We start from the raw sequence: 15,753 nt of genomic DNA on the forward strand, positions 1-15,753 counted from the left end.
GGTTGAGGAAGGGGCCTAGGCTGTCCGGACAAAAATATAATCCGGAGGAAACACCATGCGTGTCCTGGCCTTTCTCGGCCTGTTCGTGCTGCTCGCGCTGCCCGCGCGGGCGCAGGCCCCCATCACCCTCGTCGTAAACTTCGTGGCGGGGGGGCCGTCCGATCTGATGGCGCGCTTCCTGGCACCCGAATTGTCGCAAAGCCTGGGCGCGCCCGTCGTGGTGAAGAATTCCGCGGGTGCGGCGGGCGTGATCGGTGCGGCGGAGGTGGTCCGCGCCCGGCCGGACGGGCAGACCCTGCTGCTCTCGCCCATCGGCGCCATGGCGATCCAGCCCAATTTCCGCACGGACATGCCCTATCGCCCGCATGACCTGGTGCCGATCTGCCAGGTGGCGGACACGCCGGTGGTGCTGATGTCGGCCCCCGGCGGGCCGCGCACCCTGGCCGAGGTCGCGTCCCGCGCGCGGGAGGCGCAGGGGCGCTTCAACTTCGCCTCCACCGGGCCCGGCTCCATGCCGCACATCGCCACCGTCGCGCTGGCGCGCGCGATGGGGGCGGAGATGACGCACATCCCCTATCGCGGCAATGCCGAGGCGGTGGTGAGCCTGCTGCGCCAGGATGTGGGCATCTTCGCCGACCAGCCCGGCACGCTGCGCGCCAACAACCTGCACCCCATCGCGATCTTCGCCGAACAACGTTCGCCGGAATTCCCTGAGACGCCGACGCTGCGCGAACAGGGGACGGACCTGGTCTACAGCATCTGGTCCGGCCTCTTCGCGCCGCCGGGCACGCCGCCCGAGATCATCGCGCGGGTGGACGCGGCCTGCCAGCGGGCCTTGCAGCAACCGGCCGTGATCGAGGGTTTCCGCCGGCTGGCCACGCCCATCGTCTATCGCGACGCCGCGGCCTTCCGCGCCTTCCGCGACGCGGAGCTGGAGAAGTTCCGCGTGGTGATGCGTGATGCGGGCATCCGCCCAGGGGATTGAGGGGCCAGGGATTGATGGCAGCGGGCGCCGCGCCTAGCCTCGCTCGCGAAACGCGGGAGAGGAAGCGCGCGATGCCCAACAAGGTCAAGGAAGCGTGGAAGGCCGGCAAGGCGGTGGTGAATGGCTGGCTGGCCATTCCCAACGCCTTCTCCGCCGAGATGTACAGCCAGTGCGGCTGGGACAGCGTCACGGTGGACATGCAGCACGGCGTGCAGGACTACCTCTCCTGCGTGGCGTGCTTCCAGGGCATCGCGGCCTCGGGCTCCGGCGCCACGCCCATGGTGCGGGTGCCGTGGAACGAGCCGGGCATCGTGGGGAAGGTGCTGGACGCCGGCGCCTATGGCGTGATCTGCCCCATGGTGAACACGCCGGCCGAGGCCGCGGCGCTGGTGCAGTATTCCAAGTATCCGCCGGGCGGCACGCGTTCCAACGGGCCCATCCGCGCCGGCGCCTATGGCAGCGCGGGCGGCTACCAGGCCACGGCGAATGACGAGATTCTGGTCATTCCCATGATCGAGACGAAGCAGGCCATCGAGAACATCGAGGCCATTCTCGACGTGCCGGGCATCGATGGCATCTACATCGGCCCGTCCGACCTGTCGTTCAGCTACGGGCTGACGCCGAAGCTGGACGTGGAGGACCCCTTCATCCTCAACATCTACGAGAAGCTGCTGAAGGAGACGTCCAAGCGCGGCATCGCGGCGGGGCTGCACAATGGCACGCCGGAATACGCGAACCGGATGATCAAGATGGGCTTCAAGCTCGTGACTATCGCCAATGAGGTCGGGCTGATGGTGGCGGCGTCGAAGGCGGCGGTGAAGACGGCGCGGGGGTAGCCCGCGTCCGGTCGTCCCCGGCGTCAGCCGGGGGCGTGAATCGGCCGCGTAGAAAGTCGGGCGGCGCTGGAAGGCGCCGCCCCTTTTCGTTCACGCGCTCTCGTAGAGCCGCGTCAGGCTGAATTCCCGGTGGCCCAGGATTTCCGCCGCCGTGTGCTGGCCATCGGCGGTGCGCAGGATGCAGTCCAGCAGCGCCTCGCCCGCATCGTCCATGTTCATGGTCTTCTGCAGCAGGCCCGTCACGTCCACGTCCACATGCTCGGACATGGTGCGCATGGTGCGCGGGTTCGCCGTCAGCTTGATGACCGGGACGATGGGGTTGCCGATCACGTTGCCCTGGCCCGTCGGGAAGGTGTGCACCGCGAAGCCCGAGGCCGCGCAGAGCGTCACCATCTCCGCCGCGGCGGAGGACGAATCCATGAACCACAGCCCGGGATGCGTCGGCATCTCGGCCTTGTCCAGCACGCCATCCACCGTGCACTTCTTGCCGATCTTCTGGATGTTGCCGAGCGCCTTTTCCTCGATGGTGGTCAGCCCACCCTCGATGTTGCCCTTGGTGGGCTGGCTTTCGGACAGGTCGGAGGTCTTGTTGGCCTCGATCACCGCCTGGTAGCGGTCGAACATCCGCATGAACTCGGCGCGGATCTCGGGCGTCTTGCAGCGCGCGGCCACCAGGTGCTCCCCGCCCGTGATCTCCGACGTCTCGCCGAAGACCAGCGTGTTCCCGTTCTCCCACAGCTTGTCGAAGCTGTTGCCGACCGTGGGGCAGGAGGCGAGGCCCGAGGTCGTGTCGCTCTCGCCGCACTTCGTGCTGACCCAGAGGTCCTGCAGCGGCGCGCGCGTGCGCTTCAGCCCAGTCGCGTGCCGCACCATGCGGTAGGCGGCGCGGGAGGCGGCGGCGATGGTGTTGATGTCGCCATTCTGCTCGATGGAGAAAGCCTCCACGGGCTTGCCGGTCGCGGCGATGCCCTCGGCCACCTTGCCCGTCCAGCCCGGCTCGATCCCGATGACGACGACGGCCGCCACATTGGGGTTGCCGCCCGTGCCGATGATGGTGCGGAAGTGCAGATCAAGGTCCGCGCCGAACTGCAAGCGCCCATAGGCGTGCGGGATGGCGAGGCAGCCCTGGATGTTCCGCGCCACGCCCTCGGCCGCGGCGTTGGAGATGTCGTCCACCGGCAGGATGAGCACGTAATTGCGCACGCCCATCCGGCCGTTCTCGCGGCGCCAGCCTTCGAAGCTGGCGTCCTTCAGATTGATGCCCATGGGGGGTTCCTCACCAGCGCTTCGTCTTGACGTTGTGCACGTGCAGATGCTCGCCCGGGGCGATGTCCGCGATGGCCTTCCCGATATCCACGCCATATTTGATGATGGCGTCGCCCGCCTTGATGGGCTTCACCGCCAGCTTGTGGCCGATGGGAATGTCCGACTTCGCGTCGAAGTCGATCATCTTGTCCTGGTCCATGATCCAGCCGTTGATGCGGTTCGTGGCCTTCAGGCCCTCCACCACCACGACCCCCACGGAATCCCCCTCGTCATGCACGACGAAATGGATCGTCATCTGCCGGGTCCCTCCCTCGATTATGCAGTGGGCGCGAGGCTAGACCGGCCCCGGATGGCCCACAACGGGGGTTCAAGCCGCGCCGCCGCCGTGGCACTCTCATGCCTTGCGAAGGAGGCCACCATGGCGGGCGTGTTCTGGTATGACGGGCAATGGTTCACGGAGGAGCCCAAGATCCTGGGCCCCATGGACCATGCCTTCTGGCTGGGTTCCGTGATCTTCGACGGGGCGCGCGCCATCGAGGGCTGGGCGCCGGACCTCGACCGCCACTGCGCCCGCGCCATCCGTTCGGCCAAGGTCATGGGCATGAAGCCGACCGTCACGGCCGAGCGCATCCAGGAACTCTGCGAGGAAGGCATCCGCCGCATGGGCGCGGGCGCCACGCTCTATGTCCGGCCGATGTTCTTCATCCGCCGCGGCCTCGGTGCCGCGCGGCCCGACCCGGACAGCACGGATTTCATCCTCTCCCTCTATGACACGCCCATGCCCGAATGGGCCGGCTTCTCGGCCATGCTGACGCCCTTCCGCCGGCCCGCGACCGACATGGCGCCGACCGACGCCAAGGCCGCCTGCCTCTACCCCAACGGCTCCCGCGCCACGGCCTGGGCGGTGGAGCGCGGGGCGAACATGGCGGTGATGAGCGACGTGGCGGGGAACATCGCGGAGTTCGCCAGCTCGAACCTCTGGTTCGTGAAGGATGGCGTCGCCGTGACACCCGCCGTGAACCACACCTTCCTGAACGGCATCACCCGCCAGCGCGTCATCAAGCTGCTGACCGAGGCGGGCATCCCCGTCGAGGAACGCGCCGTGCGCCCGGAGGAGCTGGAGACGGCGGACGAGATCTTCTCTACCGGCAACTACGGCAAGGTGCAGCCCTGCACCCGCTACAATGGCCGCGACCTGCCCATCGGGCCGATCACGACCAAGGCGCGGGACCTCTACTTCGCCTGGATGCGGGCCCAGCCGCGCGTGGTGGAACCCCAACTGGCCGAAACTCCGGCGGCGGCGGCCGAGTAACCTCGGGCCTAGGCGCCGCGAAACGGTGACGGGACACAACAGGGACCCGTCGCCATCATGCTTCCTCACGCTCTTCGCGGCGCCGCCGGCGCCGCTGCCCTTCTGCTCGGCCTCGGCATGGCGGCACATCCCGCCGCCGCCCAGATGGCCGCCGAACCCTCCATCGCCGAGCAACTGGTGAACGGGCTGGAGGGTGTCTTCGGACAACATGCCGGCCGCCGCCGAAGCGGGACGCGCGGCTTCTGCGCCACCGGCGAGTGGATGGCGACGGGCGCGGCCGCACCGATGACCACCGCTTCCACGCTCCAGCCCGGCGCGCGCGCCGCCGTGGTCGCGCGCTTCTCGCTCGGCGGGGGCAATCCGAACGCGCCGGAGAATGCGCCCGGCGTGCGCGGCCTCTCCTTCTCGGCCGAACTGCCGGGCGGCGACACGCAGGAATTCGTGCTGATCAACACGCCGGTCTTCACCGCCCGCACGCCGGAAAGCTTCGTGAACTTCCTGCGCGTGCGCGCGCCGGACCCGCAGACGCGGCAGATGAACAGCGCCGCCGTCGCGGCCGCCAATGCCGCCAACCCCGACTGGGCGCCGCAGATGGCCTATGTGCGGGAGAACGCGCCGCCGCGCAGCTATGCCACCTCGGCCTATTTCGGCATCAACAGCTTCGTGCTGGTGAACCGGGCCGGCCAGCGCCAGCATGTGCGCTGGACCTTCGAGCCGGTGGCCGGCCGCCACGGCCTGACGCCCGAGGAACGCCAGGCCCGCGGCCCCGCCTTCCTGGAGGCGGAACTGCGCGAGCGCCTGGCCGCCGGCCCGGCCGAATGGCGCGTGCTGCTGCAATTCCCCGAGGCCGGCGACCCGCTGGACGACGCCGTCACCGCCTGGCCCGACAGCCGCCGCACGCTGGAGGTGGCGCGCCTTCGCATCACCGCCCTGGCCGGCCCCGAGGCCTGCGACGCGCGGCTGTTCAACCCGGTGCTGCTCCCCGATGGGATCGAGCCCTCGGCGGACCCCATCCTGAATGCGCGGGCGGAGGCCTATGCGGTGTCGCTGTCGCGGCGCCTGCAATAGGGCCTTCCGCAAGGCCCCGGCGCGCGCCAGAAGGGGGGATGGCGCCACCGGACCCGCTCGCGCGCATCCTCCACCAGGATGCCGAGGTGATCATCCTCGACAAACCCGCGGGCCTGGCCGTCCATGCCGGCCCGCGCGGCGGCGCCTCGCTGGAGGACTGGTTGCCTGTCCTGCAACAGGGCAAGCGGCATCTGCCGCAGCCCGCGCACCGGCTGGACCAGGACACGGCGGGCTGCCTGGCGCTTGGCCGCACCAAGCCGGCGCTGGCGGCGCTCGGCGCGCTCTTCGCCGAAGGCCGCGCGGAAAAGACCTATTGGGCCGTGCTGCGCGGCGCGCCCCCGGCCAAGGCCGGCGTGGTGGACGCCCCCCTGCTCAAGCGCAGCACCAAGGCCGAGGGCTGGCGCATGGTGGTGGACCCCGCCGGCCAGCCCGCGCGCACGCAATACCGTGTGCTGGGCCGCGACGCCGGCCTGACGGCGGTGGAGCTGCAACCCCGCACCGGCCGCACCCACCAGCTGCGCGTCCACATGGCGCATCTGGGCTGCCCCATCCTGGGCGATGCGCGCTATGGCGGCGGCGCGGGCGCCCTGCACCTGCTGGCGCGCGCGCTGTCCCTGCCGCTCGACCCGCCGCGCGCCGCCACTTCCCCCATCCCATCCCACATGACGGAGGCACTGGCGCGATGCGGCGTGGTCTGATCCTGCTGGCGCTGGCGCCGCTGCTGATGGGCCAGGGCGGCCTGCCCCGCCCCCGCTGTGATTTCGGCGCGGGCGTGGAGGCGCTGCGCGACGCCGCGCGCCTCGCCGCTCTGCCCCCGCCCGGCCTGCTGGAGGGCCGCGCCCGGGGCGAGGAGATGTCCACCCGCCTGCGCGCCGCCATTCCCGTCTTCATCGGCTGCGGCTGCGCCACGCTGGCCGGCCACACCGCCGAGGCCGCGGGCCTGGCCGCCAACATGACGGGCGCCACCGCCGCCGCGCAGATTTCCTCCATGCAGGAACAGGCGCGGATGCGGATTTCCATGGCGCAGGGCCATATGGATCGCCAGGGCTGCCGCTGAGCCCATGAGGCGCTATCCTTCTGCCTGACGGAGGGCCCATCCGATGGACACCTTGGTGGAATGGGAGGCGGCGGGCGCGATCATTGACGCCGGCGGAGAGATCACGGGCTCGGTCCCGGTGGGGGCGGGCCTGGCGGCGACGGTCCGCATCCCGGTGCCAGGCACCAAGGGGCTGGCCATCGAGCTGACGCCGCGCGGCTGGCGGCCGAAGGGTGGCACCACCTCCACCCTCTTCATCCAGGACGCGACCGGGCGGCGGCACCTGCGGCTGGACTATGGCCACAATGTCGCGACCGGGCGGGTGGATTTCCACTGGAACCAGAAGGGCGTGGCGCAGCAATTCGGCCTGGGCAACCACACGCCGGCCGGGCCGGGGGGCGGGGCGCTCTACCACGGCGCGCGCTATTTCCGCCATGCGGGGCGGCTGCTGATGGTGGTGGGCGTGGCGGCCGACACCTATTCGGTGGTGGTGTCGGACCGGCCCTTCCGGCAGCTCGCCATCGTCACCGGCGGCTGGGCCGGGGCCTGGGCGGGGTGCAAGGTGGTCGGCGCGGCGGGTGCGGCGGGCGGCACGCTGGTGAAGCCCGGTGGCGGCACCGCGGTGGGCGGGCTGCTGGGCTGCCTGGTCGGCGGCGCCAGCGGCTACTGGGCCGGCAAGGTCCTCACCACCGAGGCCATCGAGCTGGGCGAGGAGGTGGTGCGCCGCATCGTCGAGGAAATTTCCGCCCGCGAATACCGCGACAATTCCCCCCTGGGCGGGCCCCGGCCCAGCAGCGGCTCGGCCGTGCCCAGCGCGGGGCGGGCGCAATAGGCCATGGACGCCATCACCCGCGCCGACCACGCGCCCGACCCTGGCTGGCGGTCCCTGGCCCTGCCGGGCTGGCGGTGCGACCACCTGCTCTGGCCGCGCCGCGCGGATGGCGAGGCGGGGCCGCCCGCGGCAACGGTGGCGGCGCTGGCCGCGGCGCTGGGCGCGGTGGCCGAGACCCTCTTCCTCGCCGAAGCCGCACAGGCGCCGCGCCGCCTGGCCGCGCCCTGGTCCCTGCGCCGCCAGGGGGCGCCCGCCGCCATCGGCCTGGTGCGAACGCGGGACCCGGCCCTGATCGCCACCCTCTTCGACCAGCCGGGCTTCGACTGGACGCAGCGCGGGCAGATGGTGTGGTTGTTTCCCCCCGAGGCGCCGCCCTGCCCCGACGCGGAGATCCTCGCCACCCTGGCCGAGGACCCGCCCGAGGCGCTGCCCGCCACCTGCACCGGCCTGCTGCGCCCCGGCACCGATGGCGACTTCGCGGAGCTGGCGACGCGCGACGCCGCCCTGCGCGCGGCGCTGCTGGCCGCGCTGGCTCAGCCGCGCGCGCCCACCCCCCGCCAATAGGGGATCAGCGCGAAGAGCCAGTATCCCGCCAGCGTCACCGCGCCATGGGCGGTCCAGAAGCTTTCCAGCCAGGTGGGAAAATCCCAGCCCCGCAGCACCATCCCCAGCGTGCATTCCAGGAAGAGCAGCAGGGCCAGCGCCGCGAAGCCCGCGCGCAGGCGCCCGACGCCGGGCGGCACGCGGCGCATCACGCGCGGCGCCAGCCACCAGCAGGCCGCCAGCAGCAGCGGCAATTCCACCAGCAGCGCGCCCACGCGGCCCAGCGCCGGGGCCAGGAACAGCTCCCGCAGCGGGCCCAGCACGAAGCCCAGCGCGAAGGCCAGCAGCACATAGACGAGGGCCGCGCGCAGTTCGGAACTCATCGCCCGCACGCCTCCGGCGTGACGCTCATCTCACCCGCAACTCCACCCCCGCGCTGGTGCCCTCCGCGTCGAGCACGGTGATGCGGTAGAAGCCAGGCCCCGGCGGCACCCAGCCGACCTCCCGCCGCGCGCGGTCCAGCGCCAGGGGCGCGCCGTCCACCAGGAAGGTCAGCGGGCGCTGGCCGCCGGCGGCGCGCAGCACCACGCGCCCGGCCTCGGGCAGGGTGGCGCCGGGTGGGGGGAAGAGCAGCCGCACGGGGTCCGTGCGCGGGGCGGCCGCCGCGACGGTGGGGCCAGGGCGCAGCGGCCAGGGTTCCAGCGGCGCCGGCGGCAGCCGGGCAAACACCTGCGCCAGCAGCGGCAGCGCCAGCCGCGCGCCCGTGGCCCCCGGCATGGGCGTGCCATCGGGCCGCCCGACCCAGATGCCGACCACATGGCGCGCGTCCAGCCCCATGGCCCAGGCGTCGCGCCCGCCCCAGCTCGTGCCCGTCTTCCAGGCGATGCCGGAGGGGCCGCCACCCGGCAGGGGCTGCACCAGCAGCCGCGCGGCCATGCGGGCGGCCCGCGCCTCGATGGCGCCGCCGCCCTCGCGCCCCAGCAGGGCGTAGAGGCCCACCATCTCCCGCAGCGTCACCCCCACCCCGCCCAGCGCCAGCGGCAGGGCGGGCTCCGCGCCCGGCGGCAGGCGCGGCAGGGCGCCGCCCGCCTTCATGGCGGTGACGAGGCGCATGGGCCCCACCTCCTGCAGCAGGGCCACGGCAGGCTGGTTCAGGCTTTGCCGCAGCGCGTCGGCCACGCGCAGGCGGCCCTGGAATTCGCGGTCGAAGTTTTCGGGGGCGTAGGTGCCGAAGCGGCGGGGCAGATCCTCCAGCAGCGTGTCGGGGCGCACCACACCGGACTCGAAGGCCAGCGCATAGACCAAGGGCTTCAGCGCCGAACCCGGCGAGCGCACGGCCCGCGTCAGGTCCAGCGCCCCGGCCCTTCCCTCCGCCATCCAGTCCCCGCCGAAGGCGGCACGGGTCTCGCCGCTGGCGATGTCCGCCACCATGAGGGCCAGTGAGACGCGGGGCGGCAGCCCGTGCAGCGCGCGCGCCGCCAGCGCCTCGACGGAGCGCTGCAAATCCAGGTCCAGCGTCGGCGGCGCCGCCTCGTCGCGCGTGAAGTGCGGGGCGTGGCGCGGCAAGGCGTGGCGTTGCGTGGGCACCGGGCCGGCCAGCGCGATTTCGGCCTCGCTCGCCACGCCGCGCGCGCGGGCCAGCAGCACGGCGTCCCGCGCGGTGCGGGCGGCGTCGGGAAAACGGTCCGGGCGGGTAGCCTCGGGCCGGCGGGCCAGCGCCACCAGCAGCGCGGATTCCGCCGGGTCCAGCGTGGACAAGGGCCGCCCGAACCAGGCCAGCGCCCCCGCGCGCAGCCCCTCGATATTGCCGCCCTGCGGCGCCAGGGTCAGCCAGATGTCCAGCACGCCCGCGCGCCCGAAGCGCCATTGCAGCTGCAAGGCCCGCGCCGCCTCGATCACCTTGCTGCGGAGGTTGCGCGGCCGTGGCTCCAGCAGCCGCGCCGCCTGCATGGCCAGTGTGGAGCCGCCCGAGACCACCCTGCCCGCCCGCGCCCATTGCGCCGTGGCGCGGGTGATGGCCAGCGGGTCCACGCCGGGGTGGAGGTGGAAGCGGCCATCCTCCGCCGCGATCAGCATCTCGATCAGATGCGGCGGCGCGTCCTCCGCCCGCGTGTGCATCCGCCACACGCCGCCGGGCGCGGGCCAGACCGCCAGCAGGCGGCCATCGCGCGCCGGCACTTCGCGCGCGCGCAGCTCATAGCGCAGCAGGTCGGGCGGGAAGGCGCGGTCCAGCGCCCAGGCACCGCCCGCCAGCAGGGCCAGGACGGCCAGCAGGCGGGCGGCGAGCCTCATCGCATCACGCGGGCTCGGCGTTGCGCCCGGCCACCATCTTCTGGAAGGCGGGGCGCGCCTGGCAGGCGGCGAGCCAGGCCTTCACGCGGGGTGCCGCCTCGAACAGTTCCGGCACGGGCTGCGCGTAGCGGATCACTTCCGCCATGTTCAGGTCGGCCACGGTGAAGCGGCCGCCCACCAGCCAGCCCGTCGCGGCCAGCGCCTCGTCCAGCACGCGGAAGGGACGGGCCAGCGCCGCCACCGCCTCGGCCAGCCGCGCGGGGTCGCGCGAGGCCTCGGGGAACATCACCTTGTGGTAGAGCACCTGGATGGTGTGGATCTCGGCCTCGGTCATGGCCCAGATGGCCCATTGGGTTATCAGCGCGTCCTCGTTCAGGTCGCGCGGGGCCAGGTCGCCGCCGAACTTCTTCGCCATGAACAGGTTGATGGCGAGCGATTCGGCCAGCACCAGCCCGTCCATCTCCATGGCGGGGATGAGCCCGTTTGGGTTCACCTTCAGGAATTCCGGGGACTTGGTGTTGATCGGCGCGTTGGTCGCCAGCGGGTCCGCGAGGCGCCCGGCCTGGATCACGGGGATGTGCTTGAAATCCACCCCCAGCTCATAGGCCAGCCAGATGTTGCGTGAGGCGCGGGAGCGGAAGCAGCCATAGATGGTCAGCATGAAGCGGTGTTCTCCTGGACGCGCGAATGCTCCGCACGGCCGGGGCGCGGCGTCAACGGGTCAGCGGAACTCCTCGTCGGGCAGCACGCCGAAGATCTCGGCCCGGCGGACATAGCCGCGGCGGTTCTGCACCTGCACCTCGCACCATTCGCTGCCGGCCTCGCAGAGCCGCAGCCGGCCGATGACGCCGGGCTGCAGGCGCGCCACGGCGGCCCCGCCCTCTTCCGGGCGGCGGCGCAGCAGCACCTCGCCGGCGGCGGGCGAGGTGGCGGCGGGGGTCACGCCCGGCTGGGGCTGGCGGACGATGAAGGTGCGGCGCCCGGGCCGCAGGGTGGAGGCGGCAAGCCAGCCCTCGGTGCCGTCCGGGTCACGGACGCGGCGCCATTCCTCGTGCTCGCGGATGATCATCACCGGCAGGTCGGCGCGCTGGTAGCGCCATTCCACCGGGAAGCGCAGGCCAGGCCCCACGCGCAAATTCACTTGGTTGGAGGCGAGCGCCGTGAAGCGCGGCAGGGGCAGGCCCGTGCTGGTGCCGGTGCTGGCGGCGGGCCATTCCGGCGGGGGCGGGGTGGGGGGCGCGGCATTCGCGGCGGCGGCCGCCGCGGCAGCGGCCGCAGCAGCGGCTGCCGCAGCAGCCGCCGCGCCGGCCGGGGCCGCCGGGTTGGCGCGCTGCGGCGGGCGCACGGCATTGGGGCGGTTGGCGTCGGGGCGCTGCACGGTGGGCGGCTGGCGGGGCCCAGCCGGGGCCTGGGTGGCCGGGCGCTGGGGCTGGCCCGCCGGCCGTTGCGCGGAGGGGCGCTGGGCCTGGGGCGCGGCGGGCCGCTGCGGGGCCGGGCGCGCCTGTCCCTGGGCGGGCGGGCGCTGGGCGGGCGTCGCGGCGCGCGGCGGCGTGGGCGGCGGCAGTGACCCCGCACCCCCCAGCGAGGACTGCGCGAGCACGAAACCCCGCCCCCCGGCCGGGGTGGTTTCGGCGTGCCCCTCGGCCGCCCCGGTGACGAGGGCGGCCAGGGCGACAAGGCGGAGGGCAACGCGCATGCCCTTCGATGCCAAGCCCGGGGGTGCCGGGTCAAGCCTCCCGCAGCGCGGCATCGTGCAGGGCGAGGCCCAGCGCGCGCAGCCGCGCGCCATCATGCAGCCTCTCGCGCCAGCGCGGAGGAATCCCTGATTCCCCATGCATGGCGCCCGCGATCTGGCCGGTGACCGCGGCCACCGTGTCCGCGTCGTCGCCCAGATTGGCGGCCATCAGCACCGCCTCCTCGAAATCCCGCGCGCGGGTGGCGCACCACAGCGCCGCCGTCAGCGTATGGATCACATAGCCGCTGGAGCGCAGCTGGCCCGGCCGCAGCCCCCGCCAACTGCCCTGCGCGATGGCCTGGATGCGCGGCGGCCAGAGGCGCACCGCGTGCCCCTCCTCCGGAAAGGCGGCGGCGGGCCCGTGCGCGATGGTCGCGCAGAGAATGTCCGAGAGCAGGGCGCAGCCCCCCACCGCCTCCGCCGCGCCATGGGTCGTGCGGCTCTGCCGCTCCGCCAGTTCGCGCGCCTGGTCGGGGCGACGCCAATGCCGCACGGCCAGCGGCGCCAGGCGCATGATGGAGCCATTGCCCGCGGCCTCCGGCGCCGTCTCGCCCGCGATGGGGTTGCCCGTGCGGATGAAGCGCTCGATCGCGGCGCGGGTGGTGCTGCCGATGTCGAAGCAGTGCCCGGTGGCGCTGTTCTCGCCCTCCTCCATCCAGCGGCGGAAGCGGCGCATCAGGTCAAGCTCATCCAGGCAGGGTTCCCCCAGCAGGCTTTCCGCGAGGCAGAGCGCCATGGAGGTATCATCCGTCCATTGCCCCGCTTCCAGGTGGAAGGGGCCGCCGCCCACCATGTCCGTCAGCGGCGGGAAGCTGCCGCGTGGCCGGAATTCGACGGTGGTGCCCACCGCATCCCCGACCGCGAGGCCCAGGAAGCAGCCCAGCGCGCGGTCCTGTCGCGCGGCCCCCCCTCGCGCGGCTTCGGTCACGGCCCCCCGTGGCGCCGCACCAGGGCCGCGCCCAGCGCCGCCAGGCGTTCGCGCAGGGCGGGGGGTTCCAGCACCTCCACCGCCTCGCCCCAGGTGGCGAAGTGATAGGCCATCTCGTCCAGCCCGCCCGCCTCGAAGCGCAGGATCAGCGTGCCGTCGGGCTGCGCCTCGAAGCGCTGGGTGGGGTGGAAGGCCCAGTGGCGCGCCTCCACCGCGGCGCTGCCGGTGAAGCGCAGCACGACCTGGTGCGGCGCCTCGCGCCACACGCCGAAGCTCTGCGCGGCGAGCGAGGGCAGGGTGAAGCCGGGGCGGGGGGTGAAGGCCTCGTTCATCGGCTCGGCCGAGAGCACGCGGTCGAGCCGCCACACCGCCGCATCGGGCTTGTCCACCCGCGCCGCCAGCAGATAGGGCCGCGTGCCGTAGAGCAGCCCATAGGGTTCCACCACATGCTCGCGCAGCGCGCCCCGGCTGGGCCGGTAGGCGAGGCGGATGCGGCGGTTGGCCAGGATGGCCTCGCGCAGCGTCGCGATCAAGCGTTCGGGCACATGCACGCGGGGGCCGGGACGCATGGCCAGGCCTTCCGCCGCCAGCATGGCCTCCACATCGGGTTCGGCGCGTTGCAGGGCGCGGGCATCCATGGCGGCGCGCAGCTTCTCGGCCGCGTTGCGCAGCAGGGCGGCGCGTTCCTCCAGCCCCTCGGCGGCCAGGCGGCGGGCGGCGAGGTCCATCTCCGCCGCCTCCGCCGCCGTCAGCGGCTTGACGCGCGAGAGGGTGGAGGCCGGCAGGCGCCAGCGCTTCTGCGCCTCATCCGTCGGCACCTGTTCGAGGCCGCCGCAGACTTCCTTGATGGCGGCGAGCATCCGCTCGACCGTGCGGCGGCCGACGCCCATCTCCTCGGCAAGCTCATTCAGCGTGCGGCCGGTGCGGGTGCCCGTCAGCAGCAGGATGAGTCGCAGGCCGTCCGCAAGCTTCGCATGCCGTTCCGCCATGGGATGCATGATAGTGCAATAGTTATAAGGGGCAAGCCCGACTCAACCAGGAGTGCCGGCGGCCAGCCGCGCCGCCGCCGCCTCCACCGCCGCCTCGCGGATGGGGCGCCGCGCCTCGCCCGCCGCGCGGGCGCGGGCCAGGATGTGCGGGGGTGCGGTGAAGGGCGTGCCGCTGCGGAAGGGCGGCTCGGGGTCGTATTCGATCTGCAGCTGGATCTGCTGCGCCGCGTCCTCGCCCGCGATGTCGGCTACCACGCGCAGCGCCATGTCAATGCCGGAGGTGACGCCGCCGGCGGTGTAGAACTTGCCGTCCTTCGTCATGCGCTCATCCCGCACCTCGGCGCCGAAGCGGGCCAGCAGGTGCCGCGCCGCCCAGTGCGAGCCGGCGCGGCGGCCGCGCAGCAGCCCGGTGGCGCCGATGAGCAGCGAGCCGGTGCAGATGCCGAAGACGTTCTCGGCGCCCTCGCATTGGCGGCGGACGAACTCCACCGTCTCCGCATCCGTCAGCGCGTCATCGGTGCCGGGGCCGCCGGGGATGGCGAAGAGGTCGTATTGCGGCGCGGTCGCGAAGCCCTGATCCGCGTGGATGACCATGCCCTTGGCGGTGCGGACGGGGCCGGCCTGCTTCGCCACGATCTCGACCTTCCAGCCGGGGAGGTTGGCCAGCACCTCATAGGGCCCGGTGAGGTCGAGCTGGGTGAGGCCGGGGAAGAGCAGCAGGCCGGCAATCTTGGTGGCTTGGGACATTGGCGGGCGTTTCCTGGACGGGGTGTTGTCGCCATGTTCGCGGATGGGCGCGCCGGTGCAATAGCTGCGGCAGCCTGCTTTACGGGGTGGGTTGCGCCCGCGTAATCTGCGGTTGGGCGTGCGCGGGCGTGCCGGAATGGTAGACGGAAGGGCCTTAAAAGCCCTCGGCCGCAAGGCCGTGCGGGTTCGAGCCCCGCCGCCCGTATTTATCTTCATGTCCATTAAAGGGGTATACAATGGTCCCTACACGGAAGAGATTCAAGAAAAAGATAGCTAAATGGCTATTTATCGCCTCAATTTTAACTATCATTTTTCCAGTTTATTTATTTTACGAAGCGGGAATACAGCACTGGGGCGGGCTCAAATTATCTGAGAAGGGAGATTTTCTTGCTGGGGCGTTAGGGCCAGCATCTCTTTTAATTCTTGCAGCCGCCTTCCTCTTGCAGAGCGATGAACTGGAGATGCAGCATGAGGAGCTAATAGCTACTCGCGAAACACTCAATGATCAAAAAACACAGCTTTTTCGATCGGCCGAAGAAGCAGAAAAGCAAAATCTTATATTAAAAAATCAAGAAATTGGCATGCAGTGGCAGATTTCTAGTGCCATATTGTATGGACTTTCGGTTGGCATATTCAATAGATTTAGGCATTTTGCAATAATACCTGGACTAACATCGAGCGGCCATAACGAAATGCGAGAGGAGATCAGAAAATCTATGGTTTCCGGTCAAGCATTTACCGGAAACTTCCTAAATTATATTAAAATAATTCGCATAAGGCAAGCCAGATTTCCCACGTATTTATTAGTTGGTGGAATGAGCGAAGAAGACAAGATTCATAAAATTCGAGAATATCATAAGGAAACCGCCGCTATGGCGGCAGCATACGTGGCTAAATTTAGTGATTTTCTTCGTAATTTACCAGATAAATCGCCTACTCGCGAGGTTTTCGAGTCGACGGCGGAGTCATTTCTGGCTAAAGAGCTTGAAAAATGGAGTAATATCACACAATACTACACACAAAATGACGGCGGCAATGCGGAGGATCAATAACACAAAAACTCACATGTCCCCCACCCTCCGCTGAAACCACGTCGAACTGATCCACACCCCGTTCTTTCGCGCATACTCGTGAAACGTGCCCACCTCCTCGAACCCCATCTTCCGGTGCAGCGCGAGCGAGGC

At 71.1% G+C, this 15,753-nt stretch carries 18 protein-coding genes and 1 tRNA gene; 10 read left to right on the forward strand and 9 right to left on the reverse strand.

What is annotated here, in order from left to right:
* The first annotated feature begins 55 nt into the window (after positions 1 to 55).
* Both JTN19_RS10825 and JTN19_RS10830 read left to right on the forward strand, forming a co-directional pair.
* Positions 56 to 985 (forward strand): Bug family tripartite tricarboxylate transporter substrate binding protein, encoded by a 930-nt coding sequence (locus tag JTN19_RS10825; protein WP_206932255.1) that lies wholly within the window; start codon positions 56 to 58, stop codon positions 983 to 985.
* A gap of 71 nt (positions 986 to 1,056) precedes the next feature.
* Positions 1,057 to 1,821 carry an HpcH/HpaI aldolase family protein gene (locus JTN19_RS10830; RefSeq protein WP_206932256.1) on the forward strand — a complete coding sequence of 255 codons (765 nt, stop codon included), beginning with the start codon at positions 1,057 to 1,059 and terminating at the stop codon, positions 1,819 to 1,821.
* A gap of 90 nt (positions 1,822 to 1,911) precedes the next feature.
* Here JTN19_RS10830 and JTN19_RS10835 read toward each other — a convergent pair whose 3' ends face one another.
* The gene (locus JTN19_RS10835; protein ID WP_242531039.1) at positions 1,912 to 3,087 is read right to left on the reverse strand and encodes a UxaA family hydrolase; all 1,176 of its coding nucleotides are present in this window, start codon (positions 3,085 to 3,087) and stop codon (positions 1,912 to 1,914) included.
* A 10-nt stretch (positions 3,088 to 3,097) separates the two neighbouring features.
* A complete protein-coding gene (locus JTN19_RS10840; RefSeq protein WP_206932257.1) occupies positions 3,098 to 3,382 on the reverse strand; it encodes a UxaA family hydrolase in 285 nt (94 codons plus the stop codon).
* Positions 3,383 to 3,505: 123 nt separating this feature from the next.
* Here JTN19_RS10840 and JTN19_RS10845 point away from each other — a divergent pair, with 123 nt between their 5' ends.
* Genes JTN19_RS10845 through JTN19_RS10870 form a run of 6 tightly spaced genes read left to right on the forward strand, consistent with a single transcriptional unit; the run spans position 3,506 to position 7,899 of the window.
* Entirely contained in the window at positions 3,506 to 4,399 is an 894-nt protein-coding gene (locus JTN19_RS10845) for a branched-chain amino acid aminotransferase (RefSeq protein WP_206932258.1), read from the forward strand.
* A 57-nt stretch (positions 4,400 to 4,456) separates the two neighbouring features.
* Entirely contained in the window at positions 4,457 to 5,467 is a 1,011-nt protein-coding gene (locus JTN19_RS10850) for a catalase family peroxidase (protein ID WP_206932260.1), read from the forward strand.
* 38 nt (positions 5,468 to 5,505) lie between these two features.
* On the forward strand, positions 5,506 to 6,165 hold the full coding sequence (locus JTN19_RS10855) for an RluA family pseudouridine synthase (RefSeq protein WP_206932262.1): 660 nt from the start codon (positions 5,506 to 5,508) through the stop codon (positions 6,163 to 6,165).
* Positions 6,150 to 6,524, forward strand: coding sequence for a hypothetical protein (locus JTN19_RS10860; protein WP_206932263.1), 375 nt, complete (start codon positions 6,150 to 6,152; stop codon positions 6,522 to 6,524). Before JTN19_RS10855 ends, JTN19_RS10860 begins: the two co-directional genes overlap by 16 nt.
* A gap of 43 nt (positions 6,525 to 6,567) precedes the next feature.
* Entirely contained in the window at positions 6,568 to 7,335 is a 768-nt protein-coding gene (locus tag JTN19_RS10865; RefSeq protein ID WP_206932264.1) for a hypothetical protein, read from the forward strand.
* 3 nt (positions 7,336 to 7,338) lie between these two features.
* Entirely contained in the window at positions 7,339 to 7,899 is a 561-nt protein-coding gene (locus JTN19_RS10870; RefSeq protein ID WP_206932267.1) for a hypothetical protein, read from the forward strand.
* Here the strand turns inward: JTN19_RS10870 and JTN19_RS10875 are convergent.
* From JTN19_RS10875 to JTN19_RS10905, 7 genes are all read right to left on the reverse strand, one after another.
* On the reverse strand, positions 7,869 to 8,261 hold the full coding sequence (locus JTN19_RS10875; protein WP_206932274.1) for a hypothetical protein: 393 nt from the start codon (positions 8,259 to 8,261) through the stop codon (positions 7,869 to 7,871). The genes JTN19_RS10870 and JTN19_RS10875 overlap by 31 nt on opposite strands.
* Before the next feature lie 25 nt (positions 8,262 to 8,286).
* Positions 8,287 to 10,170, reverse strand: a complete 1,884-nt coding sequence (locus tag JTN19_RS10880; protein WP_206932280.1) for a transglycosylase domain-containing protein — start codon at positions 10,168 to 10,170, stop codon at positions 8,287 to 8,289.
* Between the two features lie 4 nt (positions 10,171 to 10,174).
* Positions 10,175 to 10,831, reverse strand: coding sequence for a glutathione S-transferase family protein (locus JTN19_RS10885; RefSeq protein WP_206932282.1), 657 nt, complete (start codon positions 10,829 to 10,831; stop codon positions 10,175 to 10,177).
* Positions 10,832 to 10,891: 60 nt separating this feature from the next.
* Positions 10,892 to 11,770 (reverse strand): SH3 domain-containing protein, encoded by an 879-nt coding sequence (locus tag JTN19_RS10890; RefSeq protein ID WP_408901871.1) that lies wholly within the window; start codon positions 11,768 to 11,770, stop codon positions 10,892 to 10,894.
* A gap of 127 nt (positions 11,771 to 11,897) precedes the next feature.
* Entirely contained in the window at positions 11,898 to 12,833 is a 936-nt protein-coding gene (locus tag JTN19_RS10895) for an ADP-ribosylglycohydrolase family protein (protein ID WP_206932285.1), read from the reverse strand.
* On the reverse strand, positions 12,830 to 13,822 hold the full coding sequence (locus tag JTN19_RS10900; protein ID WP_206932287.1) for a helix-turn-helix transcriptional regulator: 993 nt from the start codon (positions 13,820 to 13,822) through the stop codon (positions 12,830 to 12,832). The genes JTN19_RS10895 and JTN19_RS10900 overlap by 4 nt, the downstream gene beginning before the upstream one ends.
* A gap of 42 nt (positions 13,823 to 13,864) precedes the next feature.
* Positions 13,865 to 14,569 carry a DJ-1/PfpI family protein gene (locus JTN19_RS10905; RefSeq protein WP_206932289.1) on the reverse strand — a complete coding sequence of 235 codons (705 nt, stop codon included), beginning with the start codon at positions 14,567 to 14,569 and terminating at the stop codon, positions 13,865 to 13,867.
* A gap of 122 nt (positions 14,570 to 14,691) precedes the next feature.
* On the opposite strand from JTN19_RS10905, the gene JTN19_RS10910 reads away from it, so the two are divergent.
* Together JTN19_RS10910 and JTN19_RS10915 are read left to right on the forward strand one after the other, a co-directional pair.
* Positions 14,692 to 14,774, forward strand: a tRNA-Leu gene (locus tag JTN19_RS10910).
* Between the two features lie 31 nt (positions 14,775 to 14,805).
* Positions 14,806 to 15,621: a hypothetical protein gene (locus tag JTN19_RS10915; RefSeq protein WP_206932291.1), complete on the forward strand. Its 816-nt coding sequence runs from the start codon at positions 14,806 to 14,808 to the stop codon at positions 15,619 to 15,621.
* Positions 15,622 to 15,753: the final 132 nt, after the last annotated feature.

It is taken from the genome of Roseococcus thiosulfatophilus (genome assembly GCF_017311575.1).
GTDB lineage: Bacteria > Pseudomonadota > Alphaproteobacteria > Acetobacterales > Acetobacteraceae > Roseococcus > Roseococcus thiosulfatophilus.